Here is an 18,040-nt window from a genome sequence, read left to right on the forward strand (position 1 = left end):
ATGAGACTGAAACTCGTACCCCAAAACACCTCGTTCGATTTCTTTAGCCGTTGGAAGGTCTGGCTGGGCATCTCGGGTTTGATGATGGTGATCGCATTCACGTCATTCCTGCTGCAAGGGCTGAACTTCGGCATCGACTTTCGCGGCGGCACCACGATCCGGACCCAAAGCGCGCAAGAGATCGACGTCGGCGCCTATCGCGACGCCATCGCGCCGCTTGAGCTTGGCGATGTGACTATCACCGAGATTTTTGATCCCACCTTTGGTGAGGATGAAAACGTCGCGATGATCCGCATTCAGGCACAGGACGGGGCCGAAGCTGTGGCGGCCGCAACCGTCACAGCCGTCGAAGAAGCGCTGACCGTCGCCGCGCCGGATATCCAGTTCGTCTCGGTAGAATCGGTTGGCCCCAAGGTTTCGGGTGAGTTGATCCAGACCGCGGTCATTGCGGTCGCCTTGGCGATTGGCGCAGTGCTTGTCTATATCTGGCTTAGGTTCGAATGGCAGTTCGCACTCGGGGCGGTCGCCGCGTTGGTGCATGACGTGATCCTGACCATCGGCATCTTCTCGGAACTACAAATCCGTTTTGACCTGGCGATCATCGCCGCTCTACTGACTATCGTCGGCTATTCGCTGAACGACACCGTGGTCGTCTTCGACCGGGTTCGCGAAAACCTGCGGAAGTACAAGAAGAAAGACCTCAAAGAGGTGCTGAACATCTCGATCAACGAAACGCTCAGCCGGACGGTGATGACCTCTGTGACCACGCTGCTGGCGCTGATCTCGCTCTATGTACTGGGCGGAGACGTGATCCGAGGCTTTGTCTTCGCGATGATCTGGGGCGTGATCGTCGGGACCTATTCGTCGGTCTTCGTGGCCTCGACCATCCTGCTGTGGCTGGGGGTCAAGCGCGACTGGTCGAAGCCGTCGAATACGGCGGGCAACCAGTTTGCCAACATTGATGCCTGAGTATTTCGGCCAGACCCCAACCGGTCTGGCCGTTATTATTTTCGCCGCCTTTGTTGGGGGCATCGTGCGTGGGTTCTCCGGCTTTGGGACGGCCCTGATCTTCCTGCCCATCGCCAGCCCGTATCTTGGCCCCTTCGGTGCCATCATCGCGCTGACGGTCATGGACTTATTTGGCCCGATCCCGAACCTGCGCCGCGCATGGACGGTTGTTGACAAGGCAGATCTGATGCGCCTTTTGGTCGGGTGCGCGCTACTTCTACCGGTTGGCTTATGGCTGCTGACCCGGACCGATCCTGAAGTGTTTCGCTATATCGTCAGCCTGATTTCCTTGTCGATGCTGGCCGTTCTGGTTTTTGGTCTGCGCTACCGGGGAGCGGTATCGCGTGGCATGGTTGCTGCGATCGGCGGGGCTGCAGGGCTACTTGGCGGGGTAGCCGGGATACCGGGGCCTGCTGTCATCCTGTTTTATATGTCACGGCCCTTACCGGTTGAGATCATCCGCGCGACGATCCTACTGTTCCTGTTTGCTTTCGATTTGCTGATCCTTGGATATCTCGGTGGGATGGGGCGTCTTTCGATCGCGAGCATCGGATTGGGCCTTGCGCTTGCGGTTCCCAACATCGCGGGCAACTGGCTGGGGGGCTGGATGTTCCGACCCGAGTACGAGAACCTCTACCGCGCCGCAGCCTATCTGGTGATTGCAACAGCGGCCTTGTCCGGCCTGCTGCTTTGGGGCTAGAACCCTGCACATGCGCCTGAACGAGATCACATATACAAACGCTCAGCCGGTTGATGGCTATGGCCCCGGGTTCTTTCGGATAGGCGGGGAAGTTCATGATGGGGCAGTCCTGACCGGCCCCACTGGTACATCGGCTTGGGCGGGTTACTCCGACGCCCAGACCCTGCTGGCCTTGTCCGAACATGTCGATGTTCTGTTCATCGGTACGGGCAAAGAACTGACCCACATCCCAGCCGACTTGCGCACCACATTGGAAGAGGCAGGTATGGGTGTCGAAATCATGAACTCTCCGGCGGCCTGCCGCACCTACAACGTGCTGCTTTCCGAAGGCCGCCGCGTTGCGCTTGCGCTGATCCCGGTCTGAGGATCTGTTCTTCCACTGGCTAAAAATATCCTGGGGAGTGTGAGGGGCTGGCCCCTCACTGCGACCCAACCGGCCGCTCTGCGGCAATTCCGACCTTTTGCCCACACGCACAATCCGCTAAGCGGGCTTCATGACTTTAAAGGTAACCGATCTGGCCATCGCACGCGGCGGAGTTCCCGTGCTCGAAGGGCTGAGCTTCTCGCTCGAGGCAGGAAGGGCGCTGATCCTGCGGGGACCGAATGGGATCGGAAAGACAACATTACTGCGTACGCTTGCGGGCCTGCAACCGCCGCTGGCAGGGCAAATCGTCGGGGCAGAAGACCAGATCGCATACGCGTCTCATTCCGACGGGTTAAAACCGACCCTGACCGTTGTCGAAAACCTCAACTTCTGGGCGTCGGTCTTTGGCACCCGTGATATCCAGCACGCCCTTGATGCGTTTGAGCTGAACGAGTTGGCTGACCGCCATGCGGGCAACCTTTCGGCGGGGCAGAAACGGCGTCTGGGATTGGCGCGCATGTTGGTTACTGGCCGCCCGATCTGGATGCTGGACGAGCCGACGGTCTCGCTGGATCGTCACGCCGTGCAGATGTTTGCGGATGCGGTGCGCGCGCATCTGGGGCAGGGTGGTTCGGCCCTGATTGCGACCCATATTGATCTTGGACTGGACGGAGAGGTTCTGGACGTTGGCCCCAACAAGGCCAAGCCCAAACCTATCGACGATTTCGACGGAGGTTTCTTGTGATCGCCTTATTGCTGCGTGATCTGAAATTGGCCTTCCGTGCGGGGGGTGGCTTTGGCCTCGGTCTTGCTTTCTTCCTGATCGTCACCGTTTTGGTGCCATTCTCGGTTGGCCCGCAATCTTCGCTGCTTTCGACCATCGCACCGGGCGTTCTTTGGCTGGGCGCGCTTTTGGCGTGTCTGCTGTCACTTGATCGCCTTCTGGCGCTGGATTGGGAAGACGGCTCGCTTGATCTGCTCGCGACCGCGCCGCTTCCGTTGGAATCGGTTGTTACCGTCAAAGCGCTAGCCCATTGGCTAACCACCGGATTGCCGCTGGTTCTGGCCGCGCCGTTCCTAGGCGTGTTGCTAAACCTGCCTGTACCCGGGTTTTCGTGGCTAGTGATCTCACTGCTCCTCGGTACTCCGGCGATGAGCGTTATCGGCACCTTTGGCGCGGCCCTTACTGTTGGTCTAAAACGGGGCGGTCTGCTACTGTCGCTTCTGGTTTTGCCGCTCTACGTGCCGACTTTGATTTTCGGAGCCGAGGTCGCCCGACGCGGTGCGACAGGCATGGAGACGCAAACGCCCCTGCTAATGCTGGCAGGGATTACCGCCGCAACGGTCGCACTTTTACCCTTTGCCAGCGCAGCGGTACTGCGCATCAATCTTAGGTGATGGCCACAAAGCTTGACTGAGGTCAATTGAGAACCACGCCGACTCGGACTAGATAGAGCCCATGACAATCGCAGCCAAAGCCAACGCCCTTTGGGAATACGCCAACCCGCGTAAGTTCCTCGCGACCAGCGAACGGGTCCTTCCGTTCTTCTGGATCAGCTCAGGTCTTTGTCTGGTCGTCGGATTGATCTGGGGCTTTTTCTTCACCCCGGATGACTACAAACAAGGCTCGACCGTAAAGATCATCTATTTGCATGTGCCCGCCGCGTTGATGGCGATCAATTGCTGGCTGATGATGCTGGCAACTTCGCTGGTCTGGTTGGTGCGTCGCCACCATGTCAGTGCGCTGGCTGCCCGTGCCGCTGCGCCCATTGGCATCGTGATGACGCTGATCGCATTGGCCACCGGAGCGATCTGGGGGCAGCCCATGTGGGGGACATGGTGGGCCTGGGACCCGCGCCTGACATCGTTCCTGATCCTGTTCCTGTTCTATCTAGGTTATGTCGCGCTTTGGGAAGCGATAGAAGATCCGGATACAGCGGCGGACCTGACCTCGGTCCTTTGCCTCGTGGGCTCGGTCTTTGCGTTCCTCAGCCGGTATGCCGTGAATTTCTGGAATCAGGGGCTGCATCAGGGGGCTTCGGTGATGCGCGCCGGGGCGATCACAGGCACGGATACTGAAGAGAAGGTAAGCAATATCTACTTCTATCCACTGCTGCTTTGCATCATCGGCTTTGTACTGCTGTTCATTGCGCTGGTCTTCTATCGTACGGGCACAGAAATTCGCGCCCGCCGGACCAAGGCGCTTATGGCGCGTGAAAGGGTGAGCGGATGATCCCTGATCTTGGAAAATATGCCGATACCGTCTTGTGGTCCTATGTCGTGTCAATCGGACTTCTGATCGCATTGGTGGGTTTCAGCGTGATCCGGGGCCGTAAAGTACGGGCCGAGATGGAGAAGGTTGAACAAAGGATGTCACGCAATGGCTAAGATTTCGCCCCTGATGATCGCGCCTCCGCTGATTTTCGGCGCCTTCGCTGTACTCGCGGGCATCGGCATGTTCCGCGACGATCCTAACGCCTTGCCCTCGGCGCGCGAGGGTCAGCCTGCGCCGCCGGTTGTACTGACCGAGTTCGCGGGCAAACCGGGCTTCGATGATGCCACACTGCGTGATGGCGAGGTCAAGCTGGTCAACTACTGGGCCAGTTGGTGTGCACCATGCCGCGTCGAACACCCCAATCTGCAGGCTCTGTCTGACGAGGGTATCCCCGTCTATGGTATCAACTACAAGGACCAACTGGACAACGCCGAAGGATTTCTTGCCGAACTGGGCGATCCCTATGCCGGTATCGGTCGGGATGAACAGGGCCGAATGGGGCTGGACTGGGGCGTCTACGGTGTGCCCGAAACCTATGTGATCGACGGTGAGGGCACGATCATCCTGCGCTGGGCTGGTCCGGTCACTCAGCGGGTGATCGAAAGCACGATCCGCCCAGCGCTTGAGAAAGCCGCAGGTGGCTCATAAGCGATAGCCACCGGTGACGCCCAGAACCTCACCAGTGATGAAGGATGCGGCATCGGACGCCAGAAACCTGACGACTTTGGCGATATCCTCGGGCTTTCCCGCGCGACCTAAAGCGGTTTCTTTGACAAACAGCGCGGTCAACTCCTCGGACCGGGGCGCTTCGGGGATGTTGATCGCACCCGGTGCGACTGCATTAACGCGTATCCCCTTTGGCCCAAGCTCCTTTGCCATGGCGTGGGTCCATAGATTCAGGGCGGCCTTGCTTGCCCCATAGGTCACCGCATCCCGAGGCGGCAAGACCGCGTTCATAGATGAGATACTGACGATTGAGGCGTCGCGTTTCAGATGTGGTAGCGCAGCAGCCAACAATGCGGCGGGGGCCAGCAGGTTCAAATCCAGAATGGCGCGGTGGTCCTCGGCTCGAAATTCCTCTTTGGGGGTAGATTTCACAAGGCCGGCATTGTTGACGATCACATCCAGCCGTCCAAACCTCTCGATCACCTGCGAAATCACGCTAGCCGGCTGGTCGGGCGCAGATAGATCAGAGCGTATGGCCAGAACATCCCCACCCAGTAGCTCGGGCGTGGGTTTACTCGACAACCAAGTAAACGCGACGCGGTGATCACGGCTGAGGTCTTCGACGATTGCACGCCCAATTCCGCGTGCACCGCCGGTTATCAATGCGACTTTGTCCATAATCGTAGGAAATCGGTAAAATGGCCGGGATTCAAGCCGTTACTTACGGACCAAAATCCAGATCATCGCGCCGATGAATGCAAAGGTGGTCAGATTCATAAGCGTATCCGTCAGATCACCGATCAGCATGGCTCAGCCCCTCTTCTCGTAGCCCTCGGAACAGGCAGACCATCAGCAGAACCGAGATGAACACAAAGGGCAGCGCCCCGAGTGAGATCAGGACTTTGACCGATTCCACCGAGCCCGACAGGATCATCGCGACACTCAACAAGCCCAGCAATGCACCCCAGATCAGCCGCACGCGCGGGGGCGGGTTTTCATCCCCCTGGGATGAGAATGTACCCAGCACAAAGGCCGCGCTTACAACGCTGGTTACGATGAACAGAAACGCCGCTGCTACGGTTGCAAGTATTGTGATCTGCGATAAGGGCAAACGGTCGAGCAGGGCGAAGGTCACACGCTCGATGTTTGTTTGCGTATAGGCCAGCAGTTCACCGGCACCGTTGAGCGCCTCGAACAGACCGATGCCGCCAAAGGCACCGAACCAAAGGATCGAGAACAGTGTGGGCGCAAAGAGTACTCCGATCACGAATTCCCGGATCGTGCGACCGCGAGAGATACGCGCGACAAACACACCAACAAAAGGTCCCCAGGCGATCCACCAGACCATATAGGTGAGGGTCCAGTCGCTGAACCATTTGGTGACGTCATCGCCGAAGAAGGTGAAGGTCTGAAAGCCCCGAGGGATGACATTGGTGACGTAATCGCCGAACCCTTGAACCACAGTGTTCAACAGATACTCTGTAGGCCCGAGGACCACTGTGTAGGCCACAAGGCAGATCGCGATCAGCATTGCCGCATTCGACAAGCGCGCCATGCCTTGGCCAAGGTCGATCAACAGAGCAGGGATGTAGGCTGCGACCATCGCCAGGAAAACAACGCCGATCAGAAGGGCACCAACCGTTTCCCGGCCACCCAGAACCGCAATCCCGTCCGCAACCTGGAACACGCCCATGGCCATTGAACCGCCAACACCGATAGAGATTGCAACAATGGCCATGAAATCCGACAGCCACCCGACCCGCTCGGCCCAGCGTTCGCCGGGAAACAGGCTTTTGATCGGGGCGCTGACCATCATGCCTGTCCCGCGCCGAAAGCTGAAATAAGCGATGGTCAGCGCGGTCGAACCGTAAATCGCCCAGGCGTGCAGGCCCCAATGGAAGTTTGTTGCCAGCATGGCCTGCTGCGCGGCGACATAGTCGGGTGCCATGCCCGAGATGAAGTTGAAATGGGTCAGGGGCTCGGCGACCGCCCAGAACAGCAGTCCAACGCCCATTCCTGCGGAGAACAGCATTGAGATCCAGGTGGCGGTCGAGAACTCGGGCTCTTCATCATCCCGGCCCAGACGGATTTTGCCATAGGGTGAAAAGGCCAGAACCAAACACCCGATCAACATGCCTGAGGCCGCGAGCATCACGAACCAACCGCGACTGTGGAAGGTTTGTTGCACGATGCTGTTGGCCCAAGTCACCAAGCTTTCGATATCGACGACGCCCCAGATCCCGATCACGGCGATGACGCTAAGCGAGCAAACCAGTAGGGCGTTGGGCTTTTTCATGGTGATGGAATTCCGAAGACTGTCTTGCCCAACAGTTTCAGATTTTTGAATAAATGGCCAGAAAACAAAACCCCCGGCGCAGGGCCGGGGGCTGAGGTTGGATATCAACCTGCTGATTTATGACGCTTTTGCGAGATTGCGCAGCACGTATTGCAGCACACCGCCGTTTTCGATGTATTCGATCTCGGGCGCGGTATCGATGCGGCACTTCAGGGTGATCGTCTTTTCGGTACCATCTCCGTAAATGATGGTGCAGGGCACTTCCTGCAGGGGCTCAACCGAATCCAACCCGTGGATCGAAACGGTCTCATCACCCTTCAGACCCAGTGTCTTGCGGGTATCACCATCGGTGAATTCGAATGGTATGACGCCCATACCTACCAGGTTTGAACGGTGGATGCGCTCAAAGCTTTCGGCGATCACTGCCTTGACGCCAAGCAGAGCTGTGCCCTTGGCCGCCCAGTCGCGTGACGAACCTGCACCGTACTGTTCGCCGCCAAAGACGACCAGCGGGGTGCCTTGCTCCTGATAGGCCATCGATGCTTCGTAGACCGAGGTTTGTTCACCATCCGGGCCTTTTGTATAACCGCCTTCGACGCCATCCAGCATCTCGTTCTTGACGCGGATATTGGCGAAGGTGCCGCGCATCATGATCTCGTGGTTGCCACGGCGTGAGCCATACGAGTTGAATTCGCGCGGCTGAACCTGACGATCGGTCAGATACTTCCCGGCAGGTGTCGTTGTCGCAAACGAACCGGCGGGCGAGATATGGTCGGTGGTGATCATGTCGCCCAGGATCAGCAGAACCTTTGCACCATCGATATTCGAGATCGTGCCCGGCTCAGGCCCCATGCCTTGGAAATAGGGAGGGTTTTGAATGTACGTTGACGTCGGTGGCCAATCATAGGTTTCCTGTTGCGGAACCTCGACCTCCTGCCATTTCTCGTCGCCTTTGAAGACATCGGCATATTTCGACTGGAACGCCTCGCGGGTCACAGTTGCCTCAACCAATTCGGCGATTTCGCTTTGGGTCGGCCAGATGTCTTTCATGTAGACATCGTTGCCGGCCTGATCCTGTCCAATTGGTTCCGAAGTCAGGTCGATGTCCAGCGTACCGGCCAGCGCGTAGACCACGACCAGTGGAGGCGAGGCCAGATAGTTGGCGCGCACGTCGGGCGAGATGCGGCCTTCGAAGTTGCGGTTGCCTGAAAGAACCGAAGTGGCAACAAGATCGCCTTCGGCAATCGCTTCGCTGATTTCCCTTTGGATCGGACCCGAGTTGCCAATACAGGTGGTGCAGCCATAGCCAACAAGGTTGAAGCCGATCTTGTCCAGATCTTCCTGCAGACCCGCAGCCTCCAAGTAGGCGGACACAACCTGCGAGCCGGGCGCCAATGAGGTCTTTACCCACGGTTTGCGATCCAATCCCAGCGCGGCGGCTTTACGTGCAACGAGGCCCGCGCCGATCATCACATACGGGTTCGACGTGTTGGTGCAGGAGGTGATCGAGGCGATCACGACTTTGCCCGATTCCATGCCGTAGTTTTCGCCTTTGACCTCTATTTGCTTGCCCATCGGGCGTTTGAAGGTCTCGGCCATTTCCTTGGTGAATGCGGCCTTGGCGTCGGTTAGTGCGACATAATCCTGCGGCCGTTTCGGGCCCGAGATCGCAGGAACAATTGTGCCCATATCCAGCGACAGAGTGTCGGTGTAGATCGGAGCGTAATCGGCATCGCGCCAGAAGCCGTTTTCCTTGGCGTAGGCCTCGACCAATGCGATGCGGTCTTCGTCGCGTCCAGTATTGCGCATATAGCGCAAGGTCTCGCCGTCAATCGGGAAGAAACCACAGGTCGCGCCGTATTCGGGGGCCATGTTGGCGATGGTTGCGCGATCGGCCAAGGGCAAGCGGTCCAGACCTTCGCCGAAGAACTCAACGAATTTACCAACCACGCCTTTCTCGCGCAGCATCTCGACGACTTTCAGGACAAGGTCGGTTCCCGTTGTGCCTTCGACCATCGAACCGGTCAGCTCAAAACCCACAACCTCGGGGATCAGCATCGAGATCGGTTGACCCAGCATCGCTGCCTCGGCCTCGATCCCGCCAACGCCCCAGCCCAGAACGGCCATGCCGTTGACCATGGTGGTGTGGCTGTCAGTACCAACAAGTGTATCGGGATAAGCGACTTCTTCGCCGCTTTGGTCCGTGTCCGTCCAGACGGTCTGCGCCAGATATTCCAGGTTTACTTGGTGGCAGATACCGGTGCCGGGAGGCACGACGCGGAAATTGTTGAACGCGTTCTGACCCCATTTCAGGAACTGATAGCGTTCCATGTTGCGCTCATATTCGCGGTCCACGTTCATCTGAAACGCGCGTGGGTTGCCGAACTCATCAATCATGACCGAGTGGTCGATGACCAGATCGACCGGGTTCAGCGGGTTGATCTTTTGCGCGTCCCCACCAAGGCCCTTGATGCCGTCGCGCATCGCTGCCAGATCCACCACGGCCGGAACTCCGGTAAAGTCTTGCATCAGAACCCGGGCAGGGCGATAGGCAATCTCACGTGGGTTCTTGCCACCGTTGGCACCCCATTCGGCAAAGGCTTTGATGTCATCGACGGAAACCGAGAACCCGTCATCTTCGAACCGCAGCATGTTTTCCAGAACCACTTTCAACGCGGCAGGCAGATTCGAAAAATCGCCTAAGCCTGCTTCTTGCGCGGCTGGAATCGAATAATAGGAAATGGATTTGCCATTCACGTTCAGGCTGCGGCGTGTCTTGGCGGTGTCCTGTCCGACCTTGATGGGCATCTGTGGCCTCCCTCTCAAATGACTTGGAATACGGGCTTCGCTAAGGGTTATCTGCATTACCACACCAGTTGTTTCAAGGTGCAACGGGCAGTTTGGGTGGTTTTTTGTATACCATTGCACACATTTTGTCGAAAGCTTGCGTCTGAGGTCTCAAGAAACCTTGATTGGCAGTTTATTCGGTTCCGACTTAAACCTTTCAGGCAATCATCCTCTATCGAGAGAAAACATGCTCAGATCAGTCGCTGCGACCGCGTTTGTTTCACTCTTTCTTGCTGCCCCGGCTCAGGCGCAGGATGACCCGGTGGTGGTCGAACTGTTCACCTCGCAGGGGTGCTCGTCCTGCCCGCCAGCAGACCGGATCATGCATGAATTGGCCAAGCGGGATGATGTAATCGGTCTGGCGTTGCATGTGGATTATTGGGACTACATTGGCTGGAAAGATGAATACGCCAATCCCGACCATACCGATCGTCAGCGCGCCTATGCACGTGAAGGCGGGCGGACGATGATCTACACGCCGCAGATGGTTGTGAATGGGCAGCAGGATGTGGTTGGGGCCAAGTCAATTGAACTGAACCGGCTAGTCGATGCACACCTGACTGCGCCGCCGGAGGCCGAGGTCAGTGCCACGCGTACCGCGAACGAAGTATCCATGAATGTCGTTCCGATCGAGTTACCAGACGACGAAACCTATGATGTTCGGATTGTGCAGTATTCGCCGATGCGTCGCACCTCGATCCGGCGTGGCGAATTGGCCGGACATGATCTGGATTATGCAAACGTGGTCGAGAATTGGCAGATTGCCGGTCGCTGGGATGGCCAAACACCGCAGAGTTTCACCGCAACATTGTCATCGGAATTGCCTGCCGTTGTTCTGATCCAGCGCAGTGGCCATGGTCCGATCGTGGCCGCAGCGCGGGTTAAGTGATCAGGGCATATCCTTTGGCTGGACCCCCAGTCCCCTCCAGGACTTCCAGCGCCGATGAATCCAGAACCATTGTCCCATGTGCTGACGCACCATCGCTTCCAGGTCGTCATTGGTGAACTGGGTCATGGTTTTGGCATCAGTATGCGGGACCGGGTCGTGTAGGACGATCTCAAAATCGATCCCGTTGGGTTGGCGCACTGCATAGCAGGGGATCAGCACAGCCTTGTATTTGATCGCAAGTTCCGCGTTCAGCACCGAGGTGACGGCGGGTTTGCCGAAAAAGGTCAGCTCCTCACCACCATGCGCATGCAGGTCGGATACAATGGCAATGATGCCTCCGCTTTTCAGTGAACGGACCATTTCGACCATACCTCGGCGGCCCTGTTCGAACATGGGCGACCCGGTCTGATAGAATGCCTCGACATACATGTCGTTGAAATATGGATTTGCCATGCGGCGATAGAGGCTGCCGATGGGTTTACCGCTACGCGCCTGCAGCGCGACCCGCGCGGCCAGATAGTGCCCGAAATGCGCAGTGATCATCATCACTGGACGCCCTTCCGCCACGGCGGCATCAAATGCTTCGACACCCGAGCCCGATACTTTGGCCTTGCTTTGTCGCTCGATGAAACCGTCGGCTGAAAAATGCTCCATGATCGCGCGCCCGGCATTGTCAGGCACGGCGCGGCAGATGCGTTTGACCTCGGCCTCGGGCAGGTCTGGGCAGGTGAGTTTCAGGTTGCGGCGCACGCGGGTTCGAAAGCCGACAATGGGGGCAAGCCAGCGCACAATCGCGCCCATCGCTCCGATGCGGCGCTCATATGGCAGCAGGCGCATGCCGCGGATTACGCCGGTCAGAAACAGGTTGGCGACGTAGTATTTTCCAAGCTCAAATCGGCTTAGTTCCGACTTTTCGACGGGCATGGGGAGAGACACCTGAGCGTTGTGAACTGCGCGACGAGACATACAGGCCCCATCGTGCGATCACAAGTGGTCGCGCCTTGCCGGACTATTCTGCATTCTCCTCCGCCTCGACCAGTGCGATCGCGCCCTCGTCCAAAAGCGCGCGGATGGCTGCAACGATCTGCGACATCGCTTCTTCACTGTCGGATTGTTTGACCTTGCCACGTTCGGCCATTTCTTCCCGTAAGTTGTCCGCCATGCGAGAGGACATGTTGGCTAGGAAGAACTCGACCGTGGCAAGGTCTTCGTCGCTATTGGCTCCGGCCAACGCCGTGATGAGAACGGGTTGATCCACGACGCGCAGAATCGCTGGAACATCGCGGGGTTGGATGCGCGAGGGCACGTGCGAAAAGATAAAGATCGATTGCCGGACGGTATCCGCAAAATCGGCGTCTTCTTCGTCCAGCGCGGTCAGCAAACCATCACGCGTTGCCGCGGCCGACTGGTTGAGGATCGCGCCCACACGCTCACCCGGCCCATCCCGAAAGGCGGGCTCGGGGCGTTGATCCAGCTGAGCGGCCAAGGACCATCCGATCCGCTCAACCGCCTCGGGCGTCACGTTGGCCGTTTTCGAGACTGCATAAGTTATCCGTCGCGCTGTGGGGCCGGGCAGGTGGCCCAACAACTGGGCAGCCTTGGCGGTTTCGAGTTTCGACAGCATAACGGCGGCGACTTCTGTGCTTTCAGCTTTGGCCATTTCGGCCAGATCTTCTGAGGGTACTTCGCGCAAACGCTGCCATGGGTCACCGATCTGCCTCACGCCAGCTACCTTGCGCAGCCGGGCGGCGGTGGCTGGGGCGATCTTGCCGTTCACCGCGTCCAGAGCACCGGCTAGCCCATGGGGAAATGCAAGCCCTACGCCATCCAGCGCATCGGCAAATTCCTGTGCGACGGCGGCCAACGTTACCCGGTCAACCAACCCCATCTGTCCAAGTTGGTGGGTAAGTTGTTCCTGCAGTGAATCGGGAAGCTCTTCCAACGGGATATCCGCCCCCTCGTTCAGCAGCAGCCGAACCACAACCGCGGCTTTCTCTCGGTTGCTGAGGGCGCGCGGCACAACACGTGGCGCATCATTGTCTTGTTCAACGACCGGGGTTTGCGTGCCCGGCGTCATCTGCACCATTAGTTTCGTGTCCTGCATCTGCCTGCAATGCCTCATTCGCGTTGCAGGCAGAATATAGAGAGTCGGGTAAAGAAACCCTGAAACTCAGTAGCTATATGTCAGCCCTGTTCTGATCGCTTCGCGCAGCGATGTCTCAGCCCATGTGCCTTCGCCACCACGCGCCTTGATCTCGCGCCATTGTGCGATGGCCAACTCGGTCTTGCCCTGGGTAACAAATCCCTGACCCATGTAGCTGCGGGCGAGGATGTTGTCGGGGTTGGATTCAATTGCTTTCTGGTAAAATGCGTCAGCCAGTTTCAGCTCACCCATCTTGCGATAGGTGAATCCCCAATAGGTCTGCACCCGATCATCATCTTGATCCATGATACGCAGAATGCCCTGAGCATTTTCGTACTGCCCGTCGTAAGCCAACTCGCGCACGGCATCATACAGTTGGTCTTCGGTGAAATTTGTCTTGTTGGGTTTGACGCAGCGCCCGGCTGCCTCGTCATAAACGCGGCCAAACAGGCATTTCTTGGTGGTGTTTGTGGGCTTGGGCGGGCTGCTGTCCCCACCACCCGCAGCGATGGCCATGGGCGCGAAGGTAAAGGCCTGAAGAGCGATGGCCGAGGCTAGTACAAGACGCATTTTCCTACTCCGTTGTCAAAGAGACTTGTTACAATCATAGCTTGATCTTCAGAAAAGCTAACGATTGACTGATCGCTTTTATTCACAAGCAGGAAATAAAAATGTCAGCTATTGACGATTTTCATGCAGCTTTGGCTTTCGCTGTCCCAAATTGTGCCTTCAGCACAGGACTGGGTTTGCTTGGTGTTACCGTTACAGGCAAATCCGGCGGTGCCCGCACAGATAAGAGCAATTGCGCATAGAGCAGTTCGTAGCATCGAGTTTTCCTTTCGCGGAAACTGTGCCAACAGATTAACCGATTTTTGCCAATCTGGCAAAGACACAAGGCCCGGCTGCATTGAGCAAACCGGGCCAAGTTTTTAGCACTGTTTGAGTTTGAATTATTCGCCGAATACGCGGGCGAAAATCGTATCTACATGTTTGGTATGGTAGCCGAGATCGAATTTCTCTTCGATTTCTTTCGGGCTCAGCGCGGCGGTGACATCGGCGTCGGCCAACAGTTCCTCTTTGAAGTCGGTGCGATGCTCCCAGACTTTCAGCGCGTTGCGCTGAACCATGGCATAGGCATCCTCGCGGCTTACACCTGCTTGGGTCAACGCCAACAGCACTCGTTGGCTCATGACAAGACCGGGGAACTTGTTCATGTTCTCGATCATGTTCTCGGGGAAGATCAGCATCTTGTCGATTACACCGGTCAATCGCGCGAGTGCAAAGTCCAGCGTGATAGTGGCATCCGGCCCGATCATGCGTTCGACCGAGGAATGCGAGATATCGCGCTCGTGCCACAGCGCCACGTTCTCCATCGCCGGGATCACGGCCGCACGCACCATGCGCGCAAGACCGGTCAGGTTCTCGGTCAGCACCGGGTTCTTCTTGTGCGGCATCGCGGATGAGCCTTTCTGACCCATCGAGAAGAACTCGGCCCCCTCCAGTACTTCGGTACGCTGCATGTGGCGGATTTCGATAGCGATGTTTTCGATGCTGCTGGCGATAACACCCAGTGTGGCGAAGAATGCGGCGTGACGGTCGCGGGGAATGACCTGCGTGCTGATCGGTTCAGGCACCAGACCCAGCTTGTCGCAGACATGCTCTTCAACCTGCGGGTCGATATTCGCAAACGTCCCGACCGCGCCGCTGATCGCTCCGGTGGCGATTTCCGCGCGGGCATCGCGCATCCGGGACAAGTTGCGGTCCATCTCGGCATAGAAGCGGGCAAAGGTCAGGCCCATCGTGGTGGGTTCGGCATGGATACCGTGGCTGCGACCGATGCGAACGGTGTCTTTATGCTCGATCGCGCGGCGTTTCAGGGCAGCCAACAGACCTTCGAGGTCTGCAATCAGCAGGTCGGCGGCGCGGGTCAGTTGCACATTGAAGCAAGTGTCCAGCACGTCCGAGGAGGTCATGCCCTGATGCACGAAACGAGCTTCCTCGCTACCAACATGTTCGGCCAGATGGGTCAGGAAGGCGATGACGTCGTGTTTGGTGACGGCTTCGATCTCGTCGATACGGGCGACATCAAACTCCACATCCTTGGCTTTCCACACGGCCTCGGCGTTTTCACGCGGGATCACGCCTAGATCGGCCATGGCGTCGCAGGCGTGCGCCTCGATCTCGTACCAAATGCGGAACTTGCTCTCGGGTGACCAGATGGCGACCATGTCGGGGCGTGAATAGCGGGGAATCATTGGCGGCAGCACCTTTTTATGATTGGGATGAGGCGTTGGCGCGGGGTTTAGCCGCGCATTGACCAAGGAACAAGGCGCGAGTGCTGGGATGAGACGGTTTGCCCTGATTTTATTGCTTTGGCCCGGATTTGTGGCCGCCGACGAGTTTCAGCAACTGACGGGTGATGAGATTCTGATGGCGCTTGCTGGCAAAAAGCTCGACTATGGCGAGGGGATCACCCAGACCTTCGATAGCAATATGCAAACGCAGTACTTTTCAGGCCGCCCAAGTTCGGGACGATGGGCCGTTCGTGATGATCGCTATTGCTCGGTCTGGCCGCCTTCGGATTTCTGGGCTTGTTATGATGTTGAGCAAAGCGGTGAAACCATCCGGTTTGTGGATGATTTAGGCAATACAACTGACGGAATCTATTTGAAGTGAGCCTGCCCAGAAATATTTATGATTTCCAGGGGGTTTGGGACCTGAGCCGCCTCATCCGGGACGAGCGTGCAGGCCAGATCATTCAGGCCGAGGGTAAGGCAGAGCTACGGCAAGATACCCAAGGGTTGGTCTATGATGAGACGGTCACGCTGCGTGTTCCGGGGCAGCCTGCAATGACGGGAACGCGTCGATACCTTTGGCGCGACGCCGGTGATCGGATCGCTATCCATTTTGATGATGATCGGTTTTTTCACGCACTCAAACTTGGCCAAACCCGCGTCAAGGATCATCACGATTGCCCGCCGGACAGCTATGATGCAGACTATGATTTCTCAGGATGGCCGCGCTGGACAGTCCGCTGGAATGTATCAGGACCGCGAAAATCCTATGAAATGGAGACCAAATACGCGCTGCGATAGCGTAATCATCTTGCAGCAACGGCCCGGAACGGGCATTGCTGCATGTGCAAATAAGTCCGAATGTGGAGAAATGAGATGAACGCAAACGTACTGGCCAATGCTTTTGGCCCGCGTGAGGGGACGGCGCTGCGCGTCAAGCAGGTGGCTCTGGTTGCCCTGGGTATCGTTGCTCTGGCCGTTGCAGCCAAAATCAAAGTGCCGATGTGGCCGGTTCCGATCACCATGGGCACATTCGCCGTTCTGACCATCGGCACCGCCTATGGCGCGCGCCTTGGCCTGATCACGATGCTGGGTTACCTGCTGGTTGGTGCTCTGGGCTTTGACGTGTTTGCGGGTTCCTCGGCCGAAAAATTCGGCCTGACCTACATGATGGGTGGCACCGGTGGCTATCTGGTCGGTTACCTGATGGCGACCATTCTGCTGGGCGCACTGGCCGCGCGCGGCTGGGATCGTTCGGTCGGCAAGCTGGCGCTGGCGCTGGTGCTGGCCAATGTCCTGATCTATGTGCCGGGCCTGCTGTGGCTGGGTCAGCTGTATGGCTGGGACAAGCCGATCCTGGAATGGGGTCTGACACCGTTCCTGCTGGGTGACGCAATCAAGCTGGCGCTGGCCGCTCTGCTGATCCCTGGCCTGTGGAAGCTGCTGGGCGACGCACGCACCTGATAGCGCGCTCTTGCGCAAGACACACCCGCGTTCGGAGCTTTCCGGACGCGGGTTTTTTATTGTCTGCAGAACAGGATACTGGACAAAGTCAAACTGCATGGGCAACCTGACATCAGAAAACTGATCAGGTTATTGAGATATGCGTATTTTGTTAAGCTTGGCGCTTGCTGCAAGTGCCGTGACTTGGTTGGCTGTAACGCCTGTGCAAGCTGACACACCGGTGACCTACACCGATGAAGGGCGCGCCCTGTTCCGCTTTGAGGTTCCCGACTTCTGGACATTGCGTACCGGTGGCCCGCGTGAAATCGAGGATACCAATCTGGGCGATGCCCGTGCGGTTTCGCGCGTCATGGGGATCAGACCGGTGACCGACGATAATGTCTGGATGGGCTTCGTCTCACCATCACGGGTTTCCAGCATTCAGGGCGGGCTGAGCTATCTTGAGGATATCGACAAATTCCTCGTCAAAGACCCGACCGTGACCAGCACCAGCAATACAAGGATTGGTGGGCGGCCAGCCCACGTTATTCGAGGCACCGGCAATCGGGATGGGCGAGGCGTAAACTTTACCGCCACCGTGATTGACCTGCCGCGTGACCGTGTTGCGATAGGGGTTGCGATCCTGCGTGACGGGGCCGACCCGTCTTATGTTGATGCCTTGAACGCCGTTTTCGCGTCGTTCCGGTCTTTGCAGTAAGGAGGCTCGGATGACTCGCAAACTGTTAAAACGGTCTGTTCTGGCGCTGGGGTTGAGTACTGCAACGTTTACATTGTCCGCCTGCGATGGCGTGTCCGTCGGGGTAGGGTATGGCGTTGGGTATGACCCGTTCTACGACTCGATGCTGTGGAATGATTACTACCACGACCGTAACGTGAATGTAGATGTTGACATAAACCGCCCAGACCGGCCCGACCGCCCCGATCGACCGGTTCGTCCGACCCCTCCACCGCGGCCAAAGCCACCGATCGCCAAACCGCCGTCGCGTCCGCATCCCCCGGTGGCGCGTCCTCCGACGGCACGGCCACCAATTCACCGACCCTCACCGAGGCGCCGTTAGAAAAAGGGGGCAAAAGCCCCCTTCAATCATTATCAT

At 57.8% G+C, this 18,040-nt stretch carries 21 protein-coding genes; 14 read left to right on the forward strand and 7 right to left on the reverse strand.

What is annotated here, in order from left to right:
• From secF to I5192_RS04755, 8 genes are all read left to right on the forward strand, one after another.
• On the forward strand, positions 1 to 969 hold the full coding sequence (gene secF, locus I5192_RS04720) for a protein translocase subunit SecF (RefSeq protein ID WP_170396385.1): 969 nt from the start codon (positions 1 to 3) through the stop codon (positions 967 to 969).
• On the forward strand, positions 962 to 1,708 hold the full coding sequence (locus I5192_RS04725) for a TSUP family transporter (RefSeq protein WP_223117877.1): 747 nt from the start codon (positions 962 to 964) through the stop codon (positions 1,706 to 1,708). Before secF ends, I5192_RS04725 begins: the two co-directional genes overlap by 8 nt.
• Before the next feature lie 10 nt (positions 1,709 to 1,718).
• Positions 1,719 to 2,072, forward strand: coding sequence for an Mth938-like domain-containing protein (locus I5192_RS04730; RefSeq protein WP_170565867.1), 354 nt, complete (start codon positions 1,719 to 1,721; stop codon positions 2,070 to 2,072).
• Positions 2,073 to 2,202: 130 nt separating this feature from the next.
• Entirely contained in the window at positions 2,203 to 2,817 is a 615-nt protein-coding gene (ccmA, locus tag I5192_RS04735) for a heme ABC exporter ATP-binding protein CcmA (RefSeq protein WP_170403218.1), read from the forward strand.
• Positions 2,814 to 3,470 (forward strand): heme exporter protein CcmB, encoded by a 657-nt coding sequence (gene ccmB, locus I5192_RS04740; protein WP_170396393.1) that lies wholly within the window; start codon positions 2,814 to 2,816, stop codon positions 3,468 to 3,470. Before ccmA ends, ccmB begins: the two co-directional genes overlap by 4 nt.
• 61 nt (positions 3,471 to 3,531) lie before the next feature.
• A complete protein-coding gene (locus I5192_RS04745) occupies positions 3,532 to 4,305 on the forward strand; it encodes a heme ABC transporter permease (protein WP_170396395.1) in 774 nt (257 codons plus the stop codon).
• Positions 4,302 to 4,460 (forward strand): heme exporter protein CcmD, encoded by a 159-nt coding sequence (gene ccmD, locus I5192_RS04750; RefSeq protein ID WP_010442050.1) that lies wholly within the window; start codon positions 4,302 to 4,304, stop codon positions 4,458 to 4,460. The genes I5192_RS04745 and ccmD overlap by 4 nt, the downstream gene beginning before the upstream one ends.
• Positions 4,453 to 4,995, forward strand: coding sequence for a DsbE family thiol:disulfide interchange protein (locus I5192_RS04755; protein ID WP_170396396.1), 543 nt, complete (start codon positions 4,453 to 4,455; stop codon positions 4,993 to 4,995). The genes ccmD and I5192_RS04755 overlap by 8 nt, the downstream gene beginning before the upstream one ends.
• On the opposite strand, the gene I5192_RS04760 is transcribed toward I5192_RS04755, so the two are convergent.
• The 3 genes from I5192_RS04760 to acnA all read right to left on the reverse strand — a co-directional run bounded on the left by I5192_RS04760 (position 4,990) and on the right by acnA (position 10,117).
• On the reverse strand, positions 4,990 to 5,691 hold the full coding sequence (locus I5192_RS04760) for an SDR family NAD(P)-dependent oxidoreductase (protein ID WP_170422266.1): 702 nt from the start codon (positions 5,689 to 5,691) through the stop codon (positions 4,990 to 4,992). The genes I5192_RS04755 and I5192_RS04760 overlap by 6 nt on opposite strands.
• A 115-nt stretch (positions 5,692 to 5,806) precedes the next feature.
• A complete protein-coding gene (locus I5192_RS04765; RefSeq protein ID WP_170403204.1) occupies positions 5,807 to 7,309 on the reverse strand; it encodes a BCCT family transporter in 1,503 nt (500 codons plus the stop codon).
• A 117-nt stretch (positions 7,310 to 7,426) separates the two neighbouring features.
• Positions 7,427 to 10,117, reverse strand: a complete 2,691-nt coding sequence (gene acnA / locus I5192_RS04770) for an aconitate hydratase AcnA (protein ID WP_170396402.1) — start codon at positions 10,115 to 10,117, stop codon at positions 7,427 to 7,429.
• 226 nt (positions 10,118 to 10,343) lie between these two features.
• Here acnA and I5192_RS04775 point away from each other — a divergent pair, with 226 nt between their 5' ends.
• Entirely contained in the window at positions 10,344 to 11,045 is a 702-nt protein-coding gene (locus I5192_RS04775) for a thioredoxin family protein (RefSeq protein ID WP_170663707.1), read from the forward strand.
• Here I5192_RS04775 and I5192_RS04780 read toward each other — a convergent pair whose 3' ends face one another.
• The 4 genes from I5192_RS04780 to purB form a co-directional block, all read right to left on the reverse strand.
• Positions 11,046 to 11,969 carry a lysophospholipid acyltransferase family protein gene (locus tag I5192_RS04780; protein WP_170396406.1) on the reverse strand — a complete coding sequence of 308 codons (924 nt, stop codon included), beginning with the start codon at positions 11,967 to 11,969 and terminating at the stop codon, positions 11,046 to 11,048.
• An 85-nt stretch (positions 11,970 to 12,054) separates the two neighbouring features.
• Positions 12,055 to 13,131, reverse strand: a complete 1,077-nt coding sequence (locus tag I5192_RS04785; RefSeq protein WP_170612650.1) for a flagellar motor switch protein FliG — start codon at positions 13,129 to 13,131, stop codon at positions 12,055 to 12,057.
• 84 nt (positions 13,132 to 13,215) lie between these two features.
• Positions 13,216 to 13,758: a hypothetical protein gene (locus tag I5192_RS04790; RefSeq protein ID WP_170403198.1), complete on the reverse strand. Its 543-nt coding sequence runs from the start codon at positions 13,756 to 13,758 to the stop codon at positions 13,216 to 13,218.
• Positions 13,759 to 14,138: 380 nt separating this feature from the next.
• Positions 14,139 to 15,443: an adenylosuccinate lyase gene (purB, locus tag I5192_RS04795; RefSeq protein ID WP_170396410.1), complete on the reverse strand. Its 1,305-nt coding sequence runs from the start codon at positions 15,441 to 15,443 to the stop codon at positions 14,139 to 14,141.
• Positions 15,444 to 15,531: 88 nt separating this feature from the next.
• Between purB and I5192_RS04800 the strand changes: the two genes are divergently transcribed.
• From I5192_RS04800 to I5192_RS04820, 5 genes are all read left to right on the forward strand, one after another.
• Positions 15,532 to 15,864 carry a hypothetical protein gene (locus I5192_RS04800; RefSeq protein ID WP_223117878.1) on the forward strand — a complete coding sequence of 111 codons (333 nt, stop codon included), beginning with the start codon at positions 15,532 to 15,534 and terminating at the stop codon, positions 15,862 to 15,864.
• Positions 15,861 to 16,283 (forward strand): DUF6314 family protein, encoded by a 423-nt coding sequence (locus tag I5192_RS04805; protein WP_170396414.1) that lies wholly within the window; start codon positions 15,861 to 15,863, stop codon positions 16,281 to 16,283. The genes I5192_RS04800 and I5192_RS04805 overlap by 4 nt, the downstream gene beginning before the upstream one ends.
• 75 nt (positions 16,284 to 16,358) lie before the next feature.
• The gene (locus tag I5192_RS04810) at positions 16,359 to 16,946 is read left to right on the forward strand and encodes a biotin transporter BioY (protein ID WP_010442062.1); all 588 of its coding nucleotides are present in this window, start codon (positions 16,359 to 16,361) and stop codon (positions 16,944 to 16,946) included.
• Positions 16,947 to 17,085: 139 nt separating this feature from the next.
• A complete protein-coding gene (locus I5192_RS04815) occupies positions 17,086 to 17,643 on the forward strand; it encodes a hypothetical protein (RefSeq protein ID WP_223117879.1) in 558 nt (185 codons plus the stop codon).
• A 10-nt stretch (positions 17,644 to 17,653) separates the two neighbouring features.
• On the forward strand, positions 17,654 to 18,004 hold the full coding sequence (locus tag I5192_RS04820; RefSeq protein ID WP_223117880.1) for a hypothetical protein: 351 nt from the start codon (positions 17,654 to 17,656) through the stop codon (positions 18,002 to 18,004).
• The last annotated feature ends 36 nt before the right edge of the window (positions 18,005 to 18,040 follow it).

It is taken from the genome of Ruegeria sp. SCSIO 43209 (assembly GCF_019904295.1).
Taxonomy (GTDB): Bacteria; Pseudomonadota; Alphaproteobacteria; order Rhodobacterales; family Rhodobacteraceae; genus Ruegeria.